The sequence below is a fragment of the Cognatundibacterium luofuense genome, assembly GCF_018139685.1.
In the GTDB taxonomy this organism is placed as follows: Bacteria; Pseudomonadota; Gammaproteobacteria; order Burkholderiales; family Burkholderiaceae_D; genus Undibacterium; species Undibacterium luofuense.
Window position 1 is genome coordinate 90,938 of record NZ_JAGSPN010000011.1, and the last position, 21,317, is coordinate 112,254.

Below are 21,317 nucleotides of genomic sequence, written 5' to 3' on the forward strand. Positions count from 1 at the left end.
CTAGCGGATTTTCTTTCGCTGTGTTTTGTTTTTTTGTTTTTTTCTGATTTTATTGTCAGCAAAAAGTGATGCGCCAGCCAAGCACTATTCGCATTACTCATCAGTGAAAAGATTTACGCACAATGATTCACCCAATAAAAAGGGCTTGCCGCAGCAAGCCCTTAGCACAAATCAGCGTTTATCGAATCCAGACTTCACTGACGACGAACTCTGAACCAGGCTGCGTAAAGTGCGGGCAGGAAGAGCAGCGTCAACGCAGTTGCGATAATCAACCCACCCATAATTGCCACTGCCATTGGCCCCCAGAATACTGACCTGGACAATGGAATCATCGCAAGTACAGCCGCAGCCGCTGTCAGGATAATCGGGCGAAGACGACGTACCGCAGCTTCCACAATTGCATCCCACGGAGCCGCTCCCTCACGGATATCCTGCTCAATCTGATCAATCAGAATCACAGAATTCCGGATGATCATTCCGAACAGCGCGATAACACCGAGCTGCGCGACAAATCCAAACGGGCGCTGCAATAGCAACAATGCCAGCGCCGCACCCGCAACTCCGAGCGGCCCGGTGAGGAACACCAGCAATGAACGTGAGAAGCTGTGCAATTGCAACATCAACAAAGTGAAGATAATGAAAATCACCAATGGCACATTTGCAGCAATAGATTCCTGTGCCTTACCGCTATCCGCAGCTGCACCGGCGAGTTCAACTTTATAACCGGCAGGCAATTTGTCGATAATTGACTTCAATACCGGTGCGATCTGAGACGATACGGTCGGCCCCTGAATCCCGTCCTTGACATCAGACTGCACCGTCACCGCCCACTCACGGCCTTCCCGCCAGACAACGCCAGGCTCCATCACAAGCTTAATCGTCGCAAGTTGTGATAAAGGTACTGTCTTACCCGACGCAGTTGCGATATTCAGATTTTTTAAAGCTTCCACCGTTGTGCGCTCATCAACCGGCTGACGCGCAACGATATCGATCAAGCGATTACCTTCGCGGAACTGACCGATCACAGAACCGGTTAAGACGGTGTTTGCTGTACGCATGACCTGCTGGGAGGTCACACCCATCGCACGCAATTTGTCCTGATCCAGTTCAATACGAACAACTTTTACTGATTCATTCCAGTTATCGTTCACGCCCACTGTATTCGGATTCGCACGCATCACCTCTTTCACCTGATCAGCAATCTCGCGCACTTTCTGAACTTCGAGCCCGGTTACGCGGAACTGCACCGGATATGGGACCGGTGGTCCGTTTGGTAACAATTTCACCCGTCCACGTACTTCAGGAAATTCTTCCTTAAATACTTGTGCAATCTTCAGGCGCAATGCATCCCGTGTTTTCAAATCTTTAGGCAAAATAACTAACTGCGTTACATTCGATTGCGGAAAAATCTGATCGAGCGGGAGATAAAAACGCGGGCTTCCTGTTCCGACGTAAGCCGTAATACTTTCCACACCCTCCTGTTTGCGAACAAAACTCTCAAACTTTTTCGCCTGTGCTTCGGTTGCTGCAAATGAAGAGCCTTCCGGCAACCACATCTCGACCATCAACTCAAGACGACTGGAATCGGGAAAGAATTGCTGTTCAATAAATTTAAATCCGAAAACCCCGAGTGCGAACACTGCCATAGTGACCGCCATTGTGGTTTTCCTCCATTCGACGCACCAGCTGACAACTGCACGGAAGCGCTGATAGAAAGGCGTATCAAACAGATCATGCGAATGATCACCAGTTGCATGCGGTTTCACTTTCAGCAACAGGTAGCCTATGTAAGGCGTGAAAACTACAGCCACCAGCCACGAAATGATCAGCGCCAGTGCATTCACTGAAAACATAGAAAAGGTATATTCGCCCGCAGCCGATTTAGCGAGACCAATCGGAAGGAAGCCGGCCGCAGTAATCAGGGTTCCTGTCAGCATTGGCATCGCTGTCGATGTATAGGCAAAAGTCGCTGCATCGAAGCGAGAGAAACCCTCTTCCATTTTGCGAACCATCATTTCAACCGCAATGATGGCATCATCCACCAGCAATCCCAGGGCAATAATCAACGCGCCCAGCGAGATCTTATGCAGGTCGATATCCAGAATTCGCATGAACAGGAAGGTAATCGCCAGTACCAGCGGGATCGTTAAACCAACAACAAGACCCGGCCAGACATCCAGTCGCAGCGGCTTGGTATGCAAGCCCAGCGACAGAAAACTGACCGCAAGTACAATCACGACAGCTTCAATCAGTGTATGAATAAATTCTCCCACCGAGGCTTTCACTGCGTCTGGCTGATTCGATACCTGCTCCAGCACAACTCCAACCGGAAGCTTTGATTTGATTTCGGTGACCGTGGCCTGGACATGTTTGCCAAGCTCAATGATGTTGCCGCCTTTTTCCATGGAAATGCCAAGGCCAATGACTTCTTTGCCATTGAAACGCATTTTATCCTGTGGCGGATTCGCATATTCGCGCTTAATGACAGCAAAATCTCCGAGACGGAAAGTCGTGCCGTTCGCCCTCAACTGCAAATTTTCCAGATCACGCACCGTCATCAGTGCGCCGGTTACACGAACTTGAAGGTTATCCGTCGACGTCACCATCACACCACTGGACTCCACACCGTTTTGCGAACCGATCTGAGACACAATGGCGTCAAACGGAATACCCAGCTGCGAAAATTTCTTGTGCGAAAACTCGATATTGATTTTCTCGTCCTGCACGCCGAACATTTCGACCTTCGCAACCGAGTTCACCCGCAAAAACTGCTGACGTACATAATCCGCGTAATCTTTCAGTTCAGCGTAGCTGAAACCATCGCCGGATAATGCAAAAATCGAACCATAGGTGTCGCCAAATTCATCGTTAAAAAATGGCCCGATGACACCCGGCGGCAAAGTCTGCTTAATATCACCAATCTTTTTACGCACCTGATACCAGGCCTGCGGTGTTTCCTTTGGCGGTGTAGACTCACGCAATTGCAGAATGATTAAAGTCTCACCTGGCTTGGAATAACTACGAATCTTATCGATGTACGGTGTTTCCTGAAGTTTTTTCTCCAGTTTATCCGTTACCTGCTCTGCCATTTGCAGCGACGTTGCACCCGGCCAGATTGCACGCACCACCATCGCACGGAAGGTAAAAGGAGGATCCTCATCCTGCCCGAGACGGCTGTAGCTAAGTATTCCGCCCAGCAACAGCACAACGATCAGATAGCGGATTAAGGGCGTGTGCTCCAGCGACCAGCGTGAGAGGTTAAACTCCTTGCTCATTTCTGGCCTCCGGTGGCCGCTGGCTTGGCAGACTCACTACCAAGAATACTGACCTGCTGTCCCGCTTTTAACAAATGCACACCGGCTGTTACCACTGTTTGCCCGGATTTAACTCCGCTGGCTAACAGTACGTTTTCACCCTGAGTTCCACTGATAACAACAGGGACCAGATTTACCTTGCCATCCTGCACAATCCAGACTGCGGTACTACCTTTTTCCTGGTACAGCGCTGTTACCGGCACAACAATCGCCGGACTGGCTTCAGTCGCCTGCAAGCTCACATTCGCTGTCATTCCGAGACGGATATCGGGATTATCTTTTGGCAACGCTAGTTTCGCGAGGAATGTCCGTGTCACCGGATCTGCGACCGGTGATAATTCACGTAATTTTGCAGTCACCACCTTATCTTTATCAGACCAGATTCTGACTTTCACATCCTGCAGCTTGCGAATAGCATTGACTTTGTTTTCCGGAACACCAACAACAACATCCATATCACCCGTTTGTGCAACGCGTACAACCGGCGTGCCAGCGGCGACCACCTGACCAACTTCTGCATCAATACCTGTCACCACGCCATCCGCGTCGGCGACCAGTTGCGCGTAGGAGGCCTGATTACTCTGAGACTTAAAGCCAGCCTGCGCCTGTTCATACGTCGACTGAGCAGACTTGAAGGTCGTTTCTTTTGCTTCCAGCACCGATGCCGCAACAAAATTTTTCGCGCGTAATTCCTGGTAGCGCTTCAGCTCAGCCTGCGCAAGATCACGATTACTCTCCGCTGCCGATAACGCTGCTTTTGCCTGCGCTTGTGCCAGCGCGAGATCCTGCGGATCAAGCTGCATCAGCACCTGCCCTTTTTTGACAACACTGCCAAGCTCCACCTGACGACTGAGTATCTTTCCGGGAACGCGGAAACCAAGTCTGGACTCAATACGCGGACGGACTTCACCTGCCAGTTCCAGGCCATCCGCTGTATTCACGTTGTTTGCAACAATTGCCCGCACCGGACGAATATCCGATTGCTCCTCTGTTTTCTTTGAACATGCGGACAAACCCGCAATCAGACTGAGCGCTGTCACTGACAGCATCATTTTCCGGCGCATACCCACTGAAGGCCCAGACATACTGTATTTCGTCGTCAACACTGGAATTCCCTTTTCTCGACAGAATTTTCATTAAAAGGCGCTGAAAACGCCCTCACCCCGGAAAAATAAATGACTCTTGGGTTAGTAATTATAATGAGAGCTCTTCTTATTTGCCAATGACTTTTGAGTCATTAAGCACATGCCTGTAGATCATTACGAAAATTTTCCGGTTGCATCGGTACTCTTACCACGTCAACTCCGCCCGGCTGTAGAAACGATTTATCAATTCGCCCGCAGCGCGGATGATATCGCTGATGAAGGAATGCTCAGCGATGCAGAAAGATTACATCAGCTCCAACAGTATGACGATGAACTGCTACGAATAATGCATGGAAAAACCACGCAAACAGAACTCTTCGGGAAACTGACCGCCGTCATTCAGCACCATCAACTCAGTGTGGAACCTTTCCGGCAACTGATCAGCGCGTTTCGCCAGGATGTAGAAAAGAAACGCTATGCCAGCTATGCTGAACTTCTGGATTACTGCCAGCGCTCAGCAGATCCCGTTGGGCATATTATGTTGGAGTTATATGACAAGGCCGATCCACAACGTCTGCAAGCCTCATCCTGCATCTGTACCGCATTGCAGCTCATTAATTTTTTACAAGACGTTGCCATCGACTGGAAAAAAGAACGCATTTACCTGCCACTGGAAGACCTGACGCACTTTTCTGTGCATGAACACGACATTGCCGGTGCAACCTTGTCACGTGAATGGCAGCATTTGATGCAATTTCAGATTGAACGCACAAGGGCGCTGATGCAACAAGGAGCATGGCTGGCAACAAGTCTACCCGGACGTATTGGCTGGGAATTGCGTCTTGTCGTTCAGGGTGGATTGCGCATTCTGGATAAAATCGAAGCGACCAATGGCGACATCTTTCACCAAAGACCGACATTAAATGCGAAAGATTGGGCAATAATGCTGATCCGCGCATTTGGAATGAAACGAAGATATCCTTTTCCTGACGATACTTTGCCGGAACGAAATAGAAAACCTGGCAAGGTCTGAAAAGACGACATCATCCAATTTAACAATCTGCACAAAAGAAGCATGCGATGAAACCTTGTATTCATATACTCACTCTCCTACTATCCAGCGTGATACTCAGTGGTTGCACCGCAATTGCCATTGTGGATACCGTCGCAACAACCACGGTAAAAGCCGGTGGTGCCGTTATCGGAACCGCAATTGATGTAACACGGGCAGGCGTACGAGCTGTCACTTCGTCTGATACTGCAGACAGCGATGCACCTGCAGATGAACCGACTAAAGCAGATCAGGAAAAACAGGATTAACCTCCTTTTCACTTGCCATGCCAACTCAACAAGATCTTGATCAGTACAGAGCGGTTCAGCACGCTGCAAAGCGGGTACTGTCATTGCTGGCTGAACAAATCGGTGCATCGGATACTGAACACTCGATTGCAGAAAAAGCGCACGCACTTCTTGCGAAAGAGGGTTATCCGGAAACCTGGTATTACGACTGCCCTGCCTTAGTTTTGCTGGGCAACCGGAGTTGTGTCTCTGTTTCGGGACGCCAGTATGTTCCTCAGCATGAGGCAGTCGGGCAATTGAATCTGATCACCATTGATCTGAGTCCTGCTAACGGCGAATACTGGGGAGATTGCGCAAGATCGTTTGCTATCGAAGCAGGACAAGTCACCGAATGCCCTAAGTTGCTGGAATTTCAGAATGGTCTGCTTTTCTTACAGGATATGCACCGGCAAATTCTGCGTCTGGCAAAACCTGAAACTACTTTCAGCCAGTTGTTTGAATGGGCAAACCTGAAAATTCGTCAGAGCGGATTCGTTAACCTCGATTACCGGAATAACGTTGGACACAGTCTGGCGAGTAATCGGGATGAGCGTCAGTTTATTGATGCCAATAATCACACCCTGATTGGGCAGTGCGGACTGTTCAGTTTTGAGCCATTTATTCGTGCAAAAGGCGGGAAATGGGGTTTCAAACACGAATCTGTTTTTTATTTTGACACTGACGGTTTGCTACAGGAGTTATGAGACGCTACGGTGACCTCAATAGGCTAAACAGATTAAAAACACTAAAAGATAAATACTAAAGATACAAAAAAGGCAGCGTAAGCTGCCTTTTTCTTTTCCACGCCATCCGGCCCGGATAAATTACTTACAATTGACAACGATATTCAGAGATGCCGACGGATTCGCCATACTCGCGACGCCTGTTGCACCGGTATCAACGCTGCAAGTCTGACCGGTTGCTTTCCCAGTACTATCAACCGGTTGCGCTTTGATCGATATCGTGTACGCGGTAGCATCCGGCCAGCTCCAGGCAAAACGATAAATACCGATCGCAGAGACGGCTTTTGTATCTTCTTTAAGCGCAGATTTATTCGTAACCTGCAGCAAGGTACCTGCTGTCAGACCATTGACAGTAAAGCCGACAGGAACTGCATCCGCACAGCTTACTGCAACATTGGTAGCCAATTCCGGTTTTGTATTATCAGCCACGCCTTTTGCATTCGCGACTGTACAGTACTGACCCGCAGGAGGCGCATATACAGAAATTTCGTACGGGTCACCATGTACGACATAACGTGTGAGGCTGAACGCGCCATTCGCAGTTACATTTTGCACGATTGGAGAATCTGCCAGTACGGTACGTTTGTCAAAATCAGGGGTTGTATTCTGCAAAGTTACAATGCCACCACTGCCCATGCCAGCGACCGTTCCTTTAACCTGCACGTTTGCTGCGCAGGCAACGCGAACGGACTTAACCTCGCCCTCGCCTTGCATTACACCAGTGCCGCCGTTAACGGTACAGAACACCAGACTTGGCTGGGCATAAACCTGAATTTTGTAAGCAGCATTGCTGGCGATCGGAAACGAAAAATCACCGTCTTTCGACAAAGACTGTGTGAATGCACGTTCGTTGACCAGCACTACTGTGTTGGTACCATCTGTGCCAAGGCCTGTTACAGAGCCACCAATCGATGTGTATACATAACCGCCACATGCTGCCAGCATTGCTGATGCGGCTGCCAAGCCGGCAAATTTCAATTTATTCAAGATGATTCCGTCCGAGAAAAGTTAACCTGAGCGCCCGACCTGGTTGCACAACTGACATTTTGGCAAGGCAATTTTCAATGGTTGCCAATGATACTGCAAATAGGTAACAAAAAGCGCAGCCTGCAGAAACCTGCTTGCAAATATACAGCACTCGTGTTTGTTGTTCTTGTATCAGTTTGTTAGGATAGCGGCTTTTGCAGCGCCTGATGCTGCCCACCGGTACTTTACAGTATGTCTCCAGACGAATATTGCCAGCAGAAAGCGGCACAAAGCGGCTCCAGCTTTTATTACAGTTTCCTGTTCCTGCCTCAGGAAAAACGCCGGGCAATTACTGCTCTGTATGCGTTTTGCCGAGAGGTGGATGATATCGTCGATGAAATTGCAGACGATATGGTGGCCCGTTCCAAGCTGGCGTGGTGGCGCAAGGAATTGCAAGCCATGCTGAATGGCGAGCCTACCCATCCTGTCACGAAGGCACTCGCGCCGCATATGGCGACTTTTGATCTGCAGGCGCAGCACCTGATGGCGATTATTGACGGTATGGAAATGGATCTGAACCAGTCGCGCTATCTGGATTTCAACGGCCTGAAAAACTACTGCTGGCATGTGGCCGGTGTGGTCGGCGTGTTGTCGGCCAGTATTTTCGGGATCAGCAATCCGCAAACCAAAGAATTTGCCGAGAAACTCGGACTGGCTTTACAGATGACCAACATCATCCGCGATGTCGGCGAAGATGCACGCAAAGGCCGCATTTATTTGCCGGTCAATGAATTACAGCAATTCCAGGTAAAAGCGGCTGACATTCTGAATGCGCGCCATACACCGGAATTCACACAACTGATGCAGTTTCAGTATGAACGCGCCTGTCAGTTGTATGAAGACGCCATGAATACGCTGCCCAAAGAAGACCGCCGTGCGCAGCGCACCGGACTGATGATGGCCGCGATTTACCGCTCTGTACTGGAAGAAGTGAAACTCGATGGTTTCCGCGTGTTGCAGCACAAAATCAAACTGACGCCGATCCGCAAATTGTGGCTGGCGTGGAAAACCTATATCCGTGGCTGATCATCAACAGCATATTGCCGTCATCGGCGCGGGCTGGGCTGGCTGCAGTGCAGCCGTTAGTCTGGTGCGGGATGGTCATCGTGTCAGTTTGTTCGAGGCGGCACCGCAGGCCGGTGGCCGCGCGCGCTCGGTAACGGTTCAGCAGCAAACACTAGATAACGGCCAGCATATTCTGTTAGGCGCCTACCACGACACCCTGCAACTGATCCGTTCACTGGGTGGCGATACTGCACAATTGTTTTTGCGATTACCGCTGCAAATGGTGTATCCGCCTGCCTGTGATGGCATGTCGCTGATCGCACCAAAGTTACCGGTACCATTGCACATGGCGATCGGCTTACTGAAAGCCAGCGGTCTGACGCTGGCCGATAAGCTGGCACTGGCACGTTTTTCGTCTGCTGCCAAATGGATGGGCTGGCGCTTGCATACCGATGTCAGTGTCAATGATTTACTGGTGCAGTTTGAGCAAACTGAACGCCTGGTCAGGCTGATGTGGCATCCGCTGTGTATTGCTGCGCTGAACACACCACCGGAACGTGCCTCGGCAAATACGTTTCTGGCCGTTTTGCGCGACAGCCTCGGTGCCGGCCGCGCCGCATCCGATATGCTGATCCCGCGCGCGCCACTCGGTGCCATCCTGCCGGAACTGGCAATCCGCTATTTGCAGCAACAGCAGATGACGGTGCAAACAGGAATGCCGGTGCGTGCGCTGCATCGTCATGGAGATCACTGGTCGCTCAGCAATGCAGAAACAACATTACCCGGAGAATTTGATCAGGTGGTGATTGCCACTGATATCCGCAATTGCCAGCGCTTGCTGGCCAGCGTCAGCGATGCGGATACAACGTCAACCCTGCCGGATTATCAGTTTGAAGCGATTACCACGGTCTATCTGCAATATCCGGCTACGGTCCGGCTGGATCGCGCGTTTTACGCACTACCGGATCATGCTGCCAGCCAGCATTACGGTCAGTTTGTGTTTGATCGCGGCTGGCTGGATACGCAACAGGCGGGATTGATGGCGGTCGTGATCAGCGCGCCGTCAACACTGCCGGAAACTGAAACACTCGCAGCGCTGGTTGCGCAGCAACTCGCCACACAAACCGGCATTCAGGCACTTGCGCAGCCGCTCTGGCATCAGGTCATCACCGAAAAACGCGCAACATGGGCTTGCACACCGGGAATCCGGCGTCCTTCGCAAGCCACCGGCATCTCAGGCTTATGGATTGCCGGCGATTACACCGACGCTGCCTATCCGGCCACGCTGGAATCTGCGGTGCGCAGCGGCAAGCAGCTTGCCAGCCTGATACGCGACAGTGCCAGGCAAGCGCGCTGAACCGGGTTTCAGCCTGAAAACGGCCTGAAAATGGCTCAAATGCGGTGTTTTGCACAGCGATCCGGCGGTCGTCGGCAGAAAGTCCGGGCCTCCGAAAATGCCGGATGACGATATTTGCACAATGCCGTCCGCTTTCCGGTACGAAAATGTCTGGATAAACACCGCCTGCCATCGGTGCCGGATGGCGACAGCACAATCAACAAGCATAAAAAACGGGCCAGCGCCACTGACCCGTTTCCTGAGTACAACTAAAACCTGACCGCGCCCGCCAGTTGCGCACAGTAACCGCAAACTCAGCTCATATCATCGATATCGCGGATTTTCGCCATCGCTTCTTCAATGCGATCAACGCCGACGATGGTCAGCCCTTCCACCGGCTGCTTCGGCACATTTGCCTTCGGAATCATTGCCACCGTAAAGCCGAGCTTAGCCGCTTCACGCAAACGTTCCTGACCACGCGGAGCGGGACGGATTTCACCAGCCAGCCCGACTTCACCAAACACTACCAGACGACGAGGCAGCGCTTTGTTACGCATGGACGAATGAATCGCCAGCAATACCGCCAGATCCGCTGCCGGTTCGGTAATTTTGACGCCGCCGACCGCGTTGATAAACACATCCTGATCAGCTGCCGCCACGCCCGCATGACGGTGCAGCACCGCCAGCAGCATCGCCAGCCGGTTTTGCTCCAGTCCCACAGACAAGCGTTTTGCATTCGGCGAAAACGCGGCATCCACCAGCGCCTGAATTTCTACCAGTAAGGGGCGCGTTCCTTCCTGCGTCACCATCACGCAAGAACCCGGCACTTGTGTTTCATGCTGCGATAAAAACAAGGCCGATGGATTCGATACGCCGCGCAGACCACGCTCTGTCATTGCGAACACACCGAGTTCATTGACCGCTCCAAAACGGTTTTTGATCGCCCGCACCAGGCGGAAACTGCTGTGTGTGTCACCTTCAAAATACAGCACCGTATCGACAATATGCTCCAGCACGCGCGGCCCTGCCAGCGCGCCTTCCTTGGTCACGTGGCCGACCAGAATCATGGTGATATTGTTGGTTTTCGCCATACGGGTCAGCTGTGCCGCGCATTCACGCACCTGCGCCACCGAACCCGGTGCCGAAGTCAGTGCTTCAGAATACAGGGTCTGAATCGAATCAATCACCACCACCTGCGGCTGATGCTCTGCCAGTGTTTGCAGAATTTTTTCGAGCTGAATTTCCGCCTGTAACTGCACACCGTTTGCATCCACCGCCAGCCGTTTGGCGCGCAGTGCAATTTGCGCACCGGATTCTTCGCCACTCACGTAAAGCACTTTGCGGATACGGGCCAGATGCGACAAGGCTTGCAACAGCAAGGTGGATTTACCGATGCCGGGATCACCGCCAATCAGCACCACACCGCCGGGAACCAGCCCGCCGCCCAGCACACGGTCAAACTCTTCCATGGAGGTCGAAAAGCGCGGTACATCTTCCGCATCGATATCCGTCAGGTTCATCACCGGTGCCGTTTGCGCCAGACTTTGCGGACGGGAAGCAGCAAAGCGGTTATTCGCGCTTTCCATGAGCGTTTCGACCATGGTGTTCCACTGCCCGCAAGCCGGACATTTACCCGCCCATTTCGCAGAAATACCGCCGCATTCGGTACAGGTGTACTGGGTCTTTGCTTTTGCCATACGATGCCGTCAGAAACTGGAAAATACTGATATTTTAACCAGTATTCGACGCAGAACTTGTTTTATTTCCGCTGTCTTTCCGGTTTTTCATGGTATAAAGCTCACCCAACACAGTTTGTAACAGGCTCATACCCAGCATGAAACGTGGTTTTTATATGATTATGGCGGCGCAGTTTTTTTCGTCGCTCGCAGACAATGCTCTGCTGATCGCGGCGATCAAACTGCTCGAATCCATGGAATCACCCGGCTGGATGACGCCGTTACTGAAACTGGTATTCGCCCTCTTCTACGTCTTACTTGCTGCATTCGTTGGCGCTTTTGCGGATGCATGGCCGAAGGGTAAGGTCATGTTTATGACCAACCTGATCAAGGTCGGCGGCTGCGCACTGATGTTCATGCATGTGCATCCGCTAATCTCTTATGCAGTGGTCGGGCTTGGCGCTGCAGCTTACTCCCCAGCCAAATACGGTATTCTGACGGAGCTTTTACCCGCCGAGAAACTGGTGGCTGCGAATGGATGGATCGAAGGATTAACCGTTTTATCTATTATTCTGGGAACGGTACTGGGGGGAAGACTGGTCAATCCGGAAGTCTCTGCCGCCCTGCTCGCATTCGATTTTCCTGTAATCGACTTCGGAATCAATACGTCACATGAAGCCGCCCTGACCGTGATTGCGGTACTGTACGGCGTTGCTGCATTGTTCAACCTGCGCATCCCACATACAGGAGCAGTCTATGAACATCAGCAAACCAATCCTGTTCGCCTGATTACAGATTTTGCAAACTGTTGCAGCGTGTTATGGAAAGATAAACTGGGGCAAATTTCACTGGCAATTACAACACTGTTCTGGGGTGCAGGTGCCACACTACAGTTCATCGTCCTGAAGTGGGCTCAGGAATCCCTCAATATGCCACTGGATAAAAGCGCAAACTTGCAAGGCGTGGTTGCCATAGGTATAGCACTGGGTGCAGTTGGCGCAGCAAAAATTATCCCTTTACGAAAATCCCTGAGTGTTATGCCAATGGGTGTGGCGATGGGTCTGGTTGTGACAATGATGATTTTCATCCATAACGTGACGCTGGCTTATCCGCTACTGATACTGGTAGGTGTGCTGGCCGGTTTCTTCGTGGTACCAATGAATGCCTTGCTGCAGCATCGCGGACACGTACTGATGAGTGCAGGTCATTCGATCGCGGTACAGAATTTCAATGAGAATTTGTCGGTGCTGACGATGCTGGGTCTTTATGCACTGATGATCAAACTGGATCTGAACGTTAAAACCGTGATTGTGATGTTCGGTTTATTCGTTGCCTGCTCCACTTATCTGGTGATGCGCCGTCATGCTGCTAATCAGCGCGAATTTGATTCCGTCGCGCTGATCGGTGAACACAAACACTGATCAAAAATCTTAGCCGGTCAGTTCAGATTGCCGCTGCAACGTCAGTTCAGCGGCAATTGCTTTTTCAGCCCAGCTGTCCGGTATCACCATCGCCCTGCCCGACTCCAGCCATTGCCCGTCCTGCTGTTTTAATGTTGCCAGCATGTACGGCGCTTCCTGCTTTTGCCATTCTGCCTGCAACAACGGCAGGCATTCTGCGGCGGCACGCACTTCAGATTCAGGGCAAATTGCCGGTGCCAGCCACGCCATCTTAGGTAACAGACATGTTGGTTCCTGCAAGGCTGCCAGTTCGTCCGTAGTCAGAATCAGGCCGCGTGCATGCTGAGGATGCAATCCCGGTGTATGCACATCTGCATTGTGCGAACGGTAAAACAGCCAGCCTTTGATCATCGCAGACGCGGAATGCACCGGCTGATCCAGCACGGATTGCGCCAGTGCCGTTTGCCCCAGCTGCATTTGCTGACGTAACATTTTCGGAATTTTCAGTCCCAGCGCATCGGCGAGATTCGGGCCCAGAAACTGCATCAGTCCGGCATCCGGCTGGTGCTGACGGCACAGATAAAATTTCGTCGCCAGCTCTACATGATGATAACCATCGTTTGTGGTCAGCAGAAAATCAAACTCACCGGCAGTGATGCCTCTTTCGTTGTGAATCTGCACGCCGCGGCGAAAAGCCAATCCTTCCGTCTGCAATGCAAATGCCAGTAACTGCTCTGCATACAAACCCAGACGACGCACCGGCATTTGTGCAAGAAAGGTTTCCAGTTCGGCTTGCACAGCAACCGGCTCACTTTGCAAGCGCTGCCACAAGCGCGGGAATTGCAATACCGGATTCAGCGCAGCACCGTGCCAGCAAGGCGCATGCTCATCCAGTAAAGGGGGAGATAACAGCAGCCAGCACAGTGCGCGCAATGGATACGATGCGTAGCTGTGCCAGCCGGACGGAGCGGAATCCACGTTTATTCAGGCGAAAAATGATCCAGTGCCAGACATAAATCCTGCCAGGCTTTGGCTTTGTCTGCCGGTTTGCGTAATAAATACGCCGGATGGTAAGTTGCCACCAGTGGAATACCGTTCAACTGGTGGACGCGTCCGCGCAATTGTCCGACCGGCGTTTCCGGACTCATTCCGAGCAAACTCACCGCCGCCGTTTTACCCAGCGCAATAATCATACGCGGCTGTATCAGTGCAATCTGACGATGCAGATACGGCAAACAGGCAGCGACTTCTTCCGCTGAAGGCGGACGGTCACGGCCATTGTCATCGGTAGGGCGGCATTTCACGATATTCGCAATATACGCACGCTGTCCGCGGGCGATGCCAAGTGCACGCAGCATATTGTCGAGCAACTGACCCGCAGCACCGACAAAGGGTTCGCCCTGAAGATTTTCGTTGTAACCGGGCCCTTCCCCGACAAATAACCATGGTGCAGCAGGATCACCGACACCGAACACCGTATTCGCCCTGCCCTGACACAAACCGCACTGCTGGCAGGAAGCAACTTCTGTTTGCAATGTCTGCCAGTCCATAGACTGAATACGCGATACCCGGGAACCGTCTGAAGGCGGAACATCCGCAACGGCAAATGGTTCATCAAATTCCGCAACCGGCAGGAACATCAATTCCTCAACATTGCTGCCATCCATGCTGACCAGCACTGATTCCTGAATCGGTGCCTCGTCTGTCACAGTCACAACAGGTGCTGCATCTACAGCAGTCATCTGGACAGGTGCGCCACCATCAACGTCAGCAAGTACAGCCTGCTCAACTTCGGGCGGCATGGATACGGCAGTTTCTGCAGTTTCCGCTGTTTCTGCTGTCACCGGATGTTTGCTGAGCCATAAAGGACCCAGCCCCATTTCATCGAAAACCCGTAACTGATGGACTGCAGACACCGGATTCATCAGAGTATCTTCCTCATTACAATTGCATCTTCACGCGTATGCGCATCAACCGGATAGTAATTTTTACGTTTGCCGATTTCGGCAAATCCGGCGGACTGGTAAACCGTAATCGCGCGCGCATTGGAGCGGCGTACTTCCAGCAACACTGATTCAAAACCCTGCTCACGACCGTATTGCTGCATGAAGTCGAGCAAAACCCTGGCCAGACCACGTCCCTGTGATGCCGGCTGCACTGTGATATTCAGCAAGTGCAATTCTTCCAGCACCGGCATTAAGAACATATAGGCTTGTATGTCGCCATCCGCATTACGAATGCCGAAAGCAGCATAAGCCGCTACAAAGGAATCGGTAAAATGTCCGCGCGTCCACGGATGGCTGTGCGCCTGCTCTTCCACCGGTAACAGGCAGTCAATATCTGCCATATGCAGCGCAGAAACTTGCTGTGACAGCATTACGGCCGCCCCTGCAATGCACGTTCTGCCGTTGTCAGTGCAATTTTATTACGCAGATACAGTGGCTCCGCCTCTGCAGCACTGACAGTTTGTCCGGCTAAAAAGCGCTGACTGCCGATACGGGCTACGTCAGCGGCATGCGGTCGGGCATGCACCAGAGGGCAAGCAGCCGCCGCTTCCGGCACTTCCAGCCCCGGCCCCAGCGCCAGTACCAGCGAAGGATACTGTTGCAGCCAGTCTGCCAGCAAAGCAGCATCAATCGCTGTCAGTACCGGTGCAATCAGCACGCTGACAGTCTGATTCTGTACGCGGCAGACCGCCGCATACATTTCTTTCATGCGTGCATCCAGCAAGCACAGAAAATCCGCATCGCCATGCTGTGCAGCAGCGGCCAGCGCCATTGCTTCCAGCGTGACTACCGGCACCACCGGCAAATCTGCGCCGTAAGCCATACCCTGCACCATTCCGCATGCTGTGCGCACACCGGTGAAAGCGCCGGGCCCGCAACCGAATGCGATTGCATCACAATCCTGCAGTGCAATACCCGCATCGCCAAGCAAACGCTGCATGGCTGGCAGACTGGCTTCAGAATGGGTTTCTGCCGAAGGAATATCAATGAAAGACAGTTTGCCGTCGCGCAATAAAGCGGCAGAGGCAAACTCATTGGAGGTTTCTATTGCTAAAATTGTCGTCATTTCGCTATTGTACTTGCTTCATCCGGCACTGCGCTGCAGTTTGCGCACGCAGCATGCATAATCCGCCTTGTGCGATTCGCTTACCGGAAGTTTGCTTCATTTTTGCATCTGACTATTATTTATGACCGTGTTATCTCTGCAACCTGACAGCATTCAGGAACATTTACCAAACAGCCGCTGGCTGGTTGCCTGCCTTTGTGCCGCATGGTGCGATACCTGCAATGCTTATCGCAGTGCATTTGAAGCACTTGCGGAGAAACATCCGGACAAATGCTTTTGCTGGATCGATATCGAGGATCAGGCCAGTCTGGTCGAAGACATCGATATCGAAAATTTCCCGACAATACTGGTGCAGATTGATGATCAGATCGAGTTTCTGGGCACGATGCTGCCGGATACTCAGCAATTGCATCGTATGCTGCAATCATTCAGTGCTCCGGAAGACGGGTCCCGGAAAAAATTTCAACGCACATCGCTAAATCAGCATGCGCCAGATGGCTGGAACTTACGCACGAGCCTGCTGGAGATGCAATAAAATAACCGCCGCTGCGTTTGCAATGCAGCGGCAATCAGGCAACGTGCATTAAGTAGGTCCGGAAAACAAAAAAGGATCAGATTTTCATCTGATCCTTTTTCTTAATACTGGTGCGGCCGGCAGGAATCGAACCCACGACCCCTTGGTTCGTAGCCAAGTACTCTATCCAGCTGAGCTACGGCCGCGAAGACAGTGATTATGCACGATACGGCCAAAAAAAGCCAGCCCCTCAGCCTGATTCTTTATCTGTCACATTTTTTCCGGATATGATTCCCGGCGGAGAAACGCAAATCGAAACAAATTAAAACAGAATCAGCTATCCGGGACTCAGGTAAACAGCGGCAACACTCGCGCAAACAAACCGATATTGCAGCAGCCAGGACAGGATCTTTGTTTATTTTTATTTCGGAAAATTTGCCGGAACTGGCAATGCAATGCGCAAGAACGCGCCGGAGCAACCTTTCCAAACGCACAAAACAAAAAAAGACCAGATTTTCATCTGGTCTTTTTTCTTAAAGCTGGTGCGGCCGGCAGGAATCGAACCCACGACCCCTTGGTTCGTAGCCAAGTACTCTATCCAGCTGAGCTACGGCCGCGCAAGAGAACGAAACTATAACAGAACCGGCGCCGCTTTTCCAGTCCTGAATATAAAAAACAGAAGAAACCGGTAATTTCACGAGCATATCCTGCACCAGGCTTCGGGTGCACAAAAACAAAAAAGGACCAGATTTTCATCTGATCCTTTTTCTTAATACTGGTGCGGCCGGCAGGAATCGAACCCACGACCCCTTGGTTCGTAGCCAAGTACTCTATCCAGCTGAGCTACGGCCGCGAAGACATGTATTATAGGTAAAACCCTCCTTCTTGTAAAGAGGGCCTGCCATTTTAAATCTCTACCTGAGAGCCGACCTCAATGACGCGGTTACTCGGGATGCGGTAAAAATCCGCAGCATCACGTGCATTGCGCGACATTGTCACAAACAACCATTCACGCCAGCCTGCCATACCACTGCCCGGACGCGACACGATCGTCTGACGCGCAATGAAATACGAGGTTTCCATTGGTTCAAAGCTCAGTCCGTGCTGCGCACACAACTCCAGCGCATTCGGAATATCCGGTTCATTTTTAAAACCGTAATTCACATCGACCTGATAGCAGTTGTGCCCAAGGTCTGTTACCTGAATCCGCTCGTTAAACGGCACCCACGGAATCTCCTTGTTACGCAGAGTCAGGAAAACAATACGTTCATGGACAATTTTGTTGTGCGACAAATTATGCAGCAAGGCATGCGGCACACCATCTGCCTCGCCACGCAAAAATACTGCCGTACCAGGTACCCGTACAGGCGGCGACACAAACAGTGACTCCAGAAAATCTTCCAGCGGAATCGCATGTTTTTTCAGATTCTCAAACACCAGCTCACGACCACGCTTCCAGGTAATCATGATGGTGAACATAATTACGCCGAGCAGAATCGGGAACCAGCCACCGTGGAAGAATTTCAGCGCATTCGCGGAGAACAGAGAAATATCGATAAACAGGAAAAAACTGGTAGAAGCAAGGCACAGCAGTAAATTGTATTTCCAGCCGTAACGAATGACGAAGAAAGTCAGCAGCGATGTGACCAGCATCGTACCTGTTACCGCGATACCGTAAGCGGCGGCCAGCTTGGAGGACGATGCAAAGCCAATCACCGCAGCAACCACTGCTGCCAGCTGCATCCAGTTAATTGCCGGAATATAAATCTGGCCAATTTCTTTTGCGGAAGTATGAATAATCTCCATGCGCGGCAGAATACCCAGCGAAATTGCCTGCTTGGTCATCGAGAACGTGCCGGAAATGGTAGCTTGCGACGCGATTACAGTTGCTGTGGCAGACAAAATCACCAGCGGATAAATACTCCAGGCACCGAGCTGAGAATAAAACGGATTTTCAGCTGCCGCCGGATTGGCCAGCAATAATGCGCCCTGCCCCAGATAATTCAGTGCCAGCGCAGGAAACACAATCATGAACCAGGCAAAGCGTATCGGCTTGGCGCCGAAGTGCCCCATGTCGGCATACAGCGCCTCAGCACCAGTCAGCGCCAGCACCACCGCGCCCAGCGCCAGAAATGCCGCAAAACGGTGGCGATTCAGAAATTCCAGCGCGCGGAAAGGATTCAGCGCTTCCAGAATAACCGGGTTTTTGATGATGTTATAAACACCCATCGCCGCCAGTGAGAAAAACCAGATCAGCATAATCGGGCCAAACCATTTGCCAATGCCTGCTGTTCCGTGCGACTGAACCGCATACAAGGCGACCAGCACAGTCAGCGTAATCGGCACAACAAATGGCTGAAATGCCGGCGTCGCCACCTCCAGCCCCTCGATTGCCGAAAGCACGGAAATCGCCGGTGTAATGACACCATCGCCGAAAAATAAAGCTGCGCCAAACAGCCCGAGCACCAGCAATGGAAAATGCCATGCCGATTTTTTACCGACCGATTCCAGTGCCAGCGCGGTCAGCGCCATGATACCGCCCTCGCCACGATTATGCGCCCGCAGGATCAGGGTCACATATTTGAGGGCAACGATAATGATCAAACCCCATAAAATCAGGGAAACCACACCAAAAATATTGTCCGGATTGACAGCCAGTCCGTGTTCCGCCGAAAAGATTTCCTTCATCGTGTACAGCGGACTGGTTCCGATATCACCGTAAACGATACCGATTGCAGCCAGCGTCAGCGCTTTGAGGCTGCTTTTTCCATGTTCTGTTCCCAATTGCATACCTTGAAGTTAATGGTGCATTGCACAATAGGCCAATTCGGCGCGAAATTCAATCTTGTCATATGAAATTCACATTGAATAGAAAGTTTACGCAACACTTCCTGCAGCCACCGGAAAATTTACAGCTTTTTTACGTAGTTTGTGTCTTCCCGCCGGAAAAAGAGAATCCGCCGGAGACAGAGACATACATCAGACGGTAGCTGAGGACGACTGCGTGCGCAAAACAACAAGACAGAGATGGACTAATGAGGGGGGGGAGGGACAACATGAAGGAAAATCTCATGCAAAAATCAACGCAGAAAAGAAAAAAGCCTCTGAACAAAGTTCAGAGGCTTCAATTCTGGCGGAGACGGTGAGATTCGAACTCACGATCCAGGTTACCCCAGATGCCTCCTTAGCAGGGAGGTGCCTTCGGCCACTCGGCCACGTCTCCACACATACGATCACATTACTGTGAGTCGCAGTTGAGACCGAGATAATATCTGCTCAACTGCATTTGGTCAACTGCCCGCACACAAAATTGTGTTGATACGGGCAACTTTTTACGCGCTTTCCAGACCGAAGGCTTTATGCAGCGCACGCACTGCCAGCTCCATGTATTTCTCGTCAATCAGGACGGAGATTTTGATTTCAGAAGTTGAAATCATCTGGATATTGATCCCCTCTTCCGACAAGGTGCGGAACATCTGGGAAGCGATGCCTACGTGGCTGCGCATACCGACGCCGACTACGGATACTTTGGACACTTTGCTGTCGCCAACAATATTTGTTGCGCCAATGTGTTCGCGCACACTTTCCTGCAATACCTGCATTGCTTTGTTGTAGTCTGCGCGCGGCACTGTGAACGTGAAGTCGGTTTTACCCTCAACAGACTGGTTCTGGATAATCATATCGACTTCGATATTGGCATCCGCTACCGGACCGAGGATCTGGTAAGCAATCCCCGGACGATCCGGTACGCACAGGACGGTGATCTTCGCCTCATCACGGTTAAACGCGATGCCAGTGACGGTTGCTTGTTCCATATTTGTATCTTCCTCAAACGAAATCAGGGTGCCGGAAGCAGCTTCTTCTTCCAGCGGCATTAACGGGTCGGTCAGCGATGAGAGTACGCGAGTTGGCATGCGGTAGTTACCGGCAAATTCCACAGAGCGGATTTGCAGAACTTTAGAGCCCAGCGATGCCATTTCCAGCATTTCTTCAAAGGTAATGGTTTTCAGGCGGCGCGCATCCGTCACCACACGCGGATCGGTGGTGTACACACCGTCAACGTCGGTGTAAATCAGACATTCCTGTGCCTGCAGCGCCGCAGCAACGGCAACTGCTGACGTATCTGAACCGCCGCGACCCAGCGTCGTAATATTACCCAGATCATCCACACCCTGAAAGCCGGTAATTACCACAATGCGGCCGGCATCCAGATCCGCCTTAACCTTCTTATCATCGATAGAGGAAATGCGTGCCTTGGTGTAAGCAGAGTCAGTTTTGATCGGAACTTGCCAGCCCGCATACGAGACCGCATCTTTGCCGATTGCCTGCAGCGCGATAGCCAGCAGACCGACAGAGACTTGTTCACCGGTTGCGGCAATCATATCAAGTTCACGCGGTGTCGGATCGGCGGACAATTCCTTCGCCAGACCCAGAAGACGGTTGGTTTCGCCGGACATGGCCGATGGCACCACAACGATCTGGTGACCGGCATCATGCCATTTGGCAACGCGTTTAGCGACATTCCTGATGCGCTCGACTGAGCCCATCGAGGTGCCACCATATTTGTGAACGATTAAAGCCATAGATGTACAAGACTGAAAAGGGGTGAAAAAAGCCGTAAATCAACCCCTAACTCTACATGCTGCCCTGCAAAATAACAAGGCAAAGCCCGAGTAAATTTTCTTAGGTTTTTTGATTTCAAAAAGGCAATTCAGCGAATTTTGTAAAGAATTCCGGCAAAAAAACCTGCGTTTACTGCTGTCTTTAAAATGACTCGCGATATGCGGTCTGCACAGGCGGCAAAAATG

18 protein-coding genes and 4 tRNA genes are annotated in these 21,317 nt (G+C 51.5%); 8 read left to right on the plus strand and 14 right to left on the minus strand.

The genetic code is table 11. The features are described from left to right. Positions 1-194: 194 nt before the first annotated feature. Both KDM89_RS14545 and KDM89_RS14550 read right to left on the minus strand, forming a co-directional pair. Positions 195-3,275: an efflux RND transporter permease subunit gene (locus tag KDM89_RS14545; RefSeq protein WP_212688642.1), complete on the minus strand. Its 3,081-nt coding sequence runs from the start codon at positions 3,273-3,275 to the stop codon at positions 195-197. Beyond that, a complete protein-coding gene (locus KDM89_RS14550; RefSeq protein WP_230427882.1) occupies positions 3,272-4,399 on the minus strand; it encodes an efflux RND transporter periplasmic adaptor subunit in 1,128 nt (375 codons plus the stop codon). Before KDM89_RS14550 ends, KDM89_RS14545 begins: the two co-directional genes overlap by 4 nt. Before the next feature lie 160 nt (positions 4,400-4,559). Here KDM89_RS14550 and hpnC point away from each other — a divergent pair, with 160 nt between their 5' ends. The 3 genes from hpnC to KDM89_RS14565 are packed head-to-tail and all read left to right on the plus strand — an operon-like array spanning position 4,560 to position 6,441. Further along, positions 4,560-5,432 carry a squalene synthase HpnC gene (gene hpnC, locus KDM89_RS14555; protein WP_212688643.1) on the plus strand — a complete coding sequence of 291 codons (873 nt, stop codon included), beginning with the start codon at positions 4,560-4,562 and terminating at the stop codon, positions 5,430-5,432. A gap of 47 nt (positions 5,433-5,479) precedes the next feature. Further along, positions 5,480-5,719 (plus strand): hypothetical protein, encoded by a 240-nt coding sequence (locus KDM89_RS14560; protein WP_212688644.1) that lies wholly within the window; start codon positions 5,480-5,482, stop codon positions 5,717-5,719. Positions 5,720-5,736: 17 nt separating this feature from the next. Further along, positions 5,737-6,441 (plus strand): M24 family metallopeptidase, encoded by a 705-nt coding sequence (locus tag KDM89_RS14565; RefSeq protein WP_212688645.1) that lies wholly within the window; start codon positions 5,737-5,739, stop codon positions 6,439-6,441. Between the two features lie 120 nt (positions 6,442-6,561). Here KDM89_RS14565 and KDM89_RS14570 read toward each other — a convergent pair whose 3' ends face one another. Beyond that, entirely contained in the window at positions 6,562-7,467 is a 906-nt protein-coding gene (locus KDM89_RS14570; protein WP_212688646.1) for a hypothetical protein, read from the minus strand. 231 nt (positions 7,468-7,698) lie between these two features. Here KDM89_RS14570 and hpnD point away from each other — a divergent pair, with 231 nt between their 5' ends. The 3 genes from hpnD to KDM89_RS14585 all read left to right on the plus strand — a co-directional run bounded on the left by hpnD (position 7,699) and on the right by KDM89_RS14585 (position 10,120). Then, positions 7,699-8,532, plus strand: a complete 834-nt coding sequence (gene hpnD / locus KDM89_RS14575) for a presqualene diphosphate synthase HpnD (RefSeq protein ID WP_212688647.1) — start codon at positions 7,699-7,701, stop codon at positions 8,530-8,532. Further along, the gene (gene hpnE, locus KDM89_RS14580) at positions 8,525-9,868 is read left to right on the plus strand and encodes a hydroxysqualene dehydroxylase HpnE (protein ID WP_212688648.1); all 1,344 of its coding nucleotides are present in this window, start codon (positions 8,525-8,527) and stop codon (positions 9,866-9,868) included. Before hpnD ends, hpnE begins: the two co-directional genes overlap by 8 nt. 114 nt (positions 9,869-9,982) lie before the next feature. After that, entirely contained in the window at positions 9,983-10,120 is a 138-nt protein-coding gene (locus tag KDM89_RS14585; RefSeq protein ID WP_212688649.1) for a hypothetical protein, read from the plus strand. A 41-nt stretch (positions 10,121-10,161) separates the two neighbouring features. Here the strand turns inward: KDM89_RS14585 and radA are convergent, their stop codons facing one another. Next, on the minus strand, positions 10,162-11,544 hold the full coding sequence (radA, locus tag KDM89_RS14590; protein WP_212688650.1) for a DNA repair protein RadA: 1,383 nt from the start codon (positions 11,542-11,544) through the stop codon (positions 10,162-10,164). A 137-nt stretch (positions 11,545-11,681) separates the two neighbouring features. On the opposite strand from radA, the gene lplT reads away from it, so the two are divergent. Beyond that, the gene (gene lplT, locus KDM89_RS14595) at positions 11,682-12,944 is read left to right on the plus strand and encodes a lysophospholipid transporter LplT (protein ID WP_212688651.1); all 1,263 of its coding nucleotides are present in this window, start codon (positions 11,682-11,684) and stop codon (positions 12,942-12,944) included. 9 nt (positions 12,945-12,953) lie between these two features. Here lplT and KDM89_RS14600 read toward each other — a convergent pair whose 3' ends face one another. Genes KDM89_RS14600 through tsaB form a run of 4 tightly spaced genes read right to left on the minus strand, consistent with a single transcriptional unit; the run spans position 12,954 to position 15,995 of the window. Then, complete coding sequence (locus KDM89_RS14600) at positions 12,954-13,901, minus strand: DUF1853 family protein (RefSeq protein ID WP_212688652.1); 948 nt, start codon at positions 13,899-13,901, stop codon at positions 12,954-12,956. A gap of 2 nt (positions 13,902-13,903) precedes the next feature. Then, positions 13,904-14,848 carry a uracil-DNA glycosylase gene (locus KDM89_RS14605; RefSeq protein WP_212688653.1) on the minus strand — a complete coding sequence of 315 codons (945 nt, stop codon included), beginning with the start codon at positions 14,846-14,848 and terminating at the stop codon, positions 13,904-13,906. Next, entirely contained in the window at positions 14,848-15,300 is a 453-nt protein-coding gene (gene rimI / locus KDM89_RS14610; RefSeq protein ID WP_212688654.1) for a ribosomal protein S18-alanine N-acetyltransferase, read from the minus strand. The genes KDM89_RS14605 and rimI overlap by 1 nt, the downstream gene beginning before the upstream one ends. Continuing rightward, positions 15,300-15,995 carry a tRNA (adenosine(37)-N6)-threonylcarbamoyltransferase complex dimerization subunit type 1 TsaB gene (gene tsaB, locus KDM89_RS14615; RefSeq protein ID WP_212688655.1) on the minus strand — a complete coding sequence of 232 codons (696 nt, stop codon included), beginning with the start codon at positions 15,993-15,995 and terminating at the stop codon, positions 15,300-15,302. The genes rimI and tsaB overlap by 1 nt, the downstream gene beginning before the upstream one ends. Positions 15,996-16,116: 121 nt before the next feature. Between tsaB and KDM89_RS14620 the strand changes: the two genes are divergently transcribed. Beyond that, complete coding sequence (locus tag KDM89_RS14620; protein WP_212688656.1) at positions 16,117-16,530, plus strand: thioredoxin family protein; 414 nt, start codon at positions 16,117-16,119, stop codon at positions 16,528-16,530. Between the two features lie 108 nt (positions 16,531-16,638). On the opposite strand, the gene KDM89_RS14625 is transcribed toward KDM89_RS14620, so the two are convergent. From KDM89_RS14625 to KDM89_RS14650, 6 genes are all read right to left on the minus strand, one after another. Next, positions 16,639-16,715, minus strand: a tRNA-Arg gene (locus KDM89_RS14625). 334 nt (positions 16,716-17,049) lie between these two features. Then, a tRNA-Arg gene (locus KDM89_RS14630) sits at positions 17,050-17,126 on the minus strand. A gap of 159 nt (positions 17,127-17,285) precedes the next feature. Beyond that, positions 17,286-17,362, minus strand: a tRNA-Arg gene (locus KDM89_RS14635). A 53-nt stretch (positions 17,363-17,415) separates the two neighbouring features. Beyond that, positions 17,416-19,293 carry a potassium transporter Kup gene (locus KDM89_RS14640; protein ID WP_212688657.1) on the minus strand — a complete coding sequence of 626 codons (1,878 nt, stop codon included), beginning with the start codon at positions 19,291-19,293 and terminating at the stop codon, positions 17,416-17,418. A gap of 347 nt (positions 19,294-19,640) precedes the next feature. Further along, a tRNA-Ser gene (locus tag KDM89_RS14645) sits at positions 19,641-19,732 on the minus strand. A gap of 109 nt (positions 19,733-19,841) precedes the next feature. Next, a complete protein-coding gene (locus tag KDM89_RS14650; RefSeq protein ID WP_212688658.1) occupies positions 19,842-21,092 on the minus strand; it encodes an aspartate kinase in 1,251 nt (416 codons plus the stop codon). Positions 21,093-21,317: the final 225 nt, after the last annotated feature.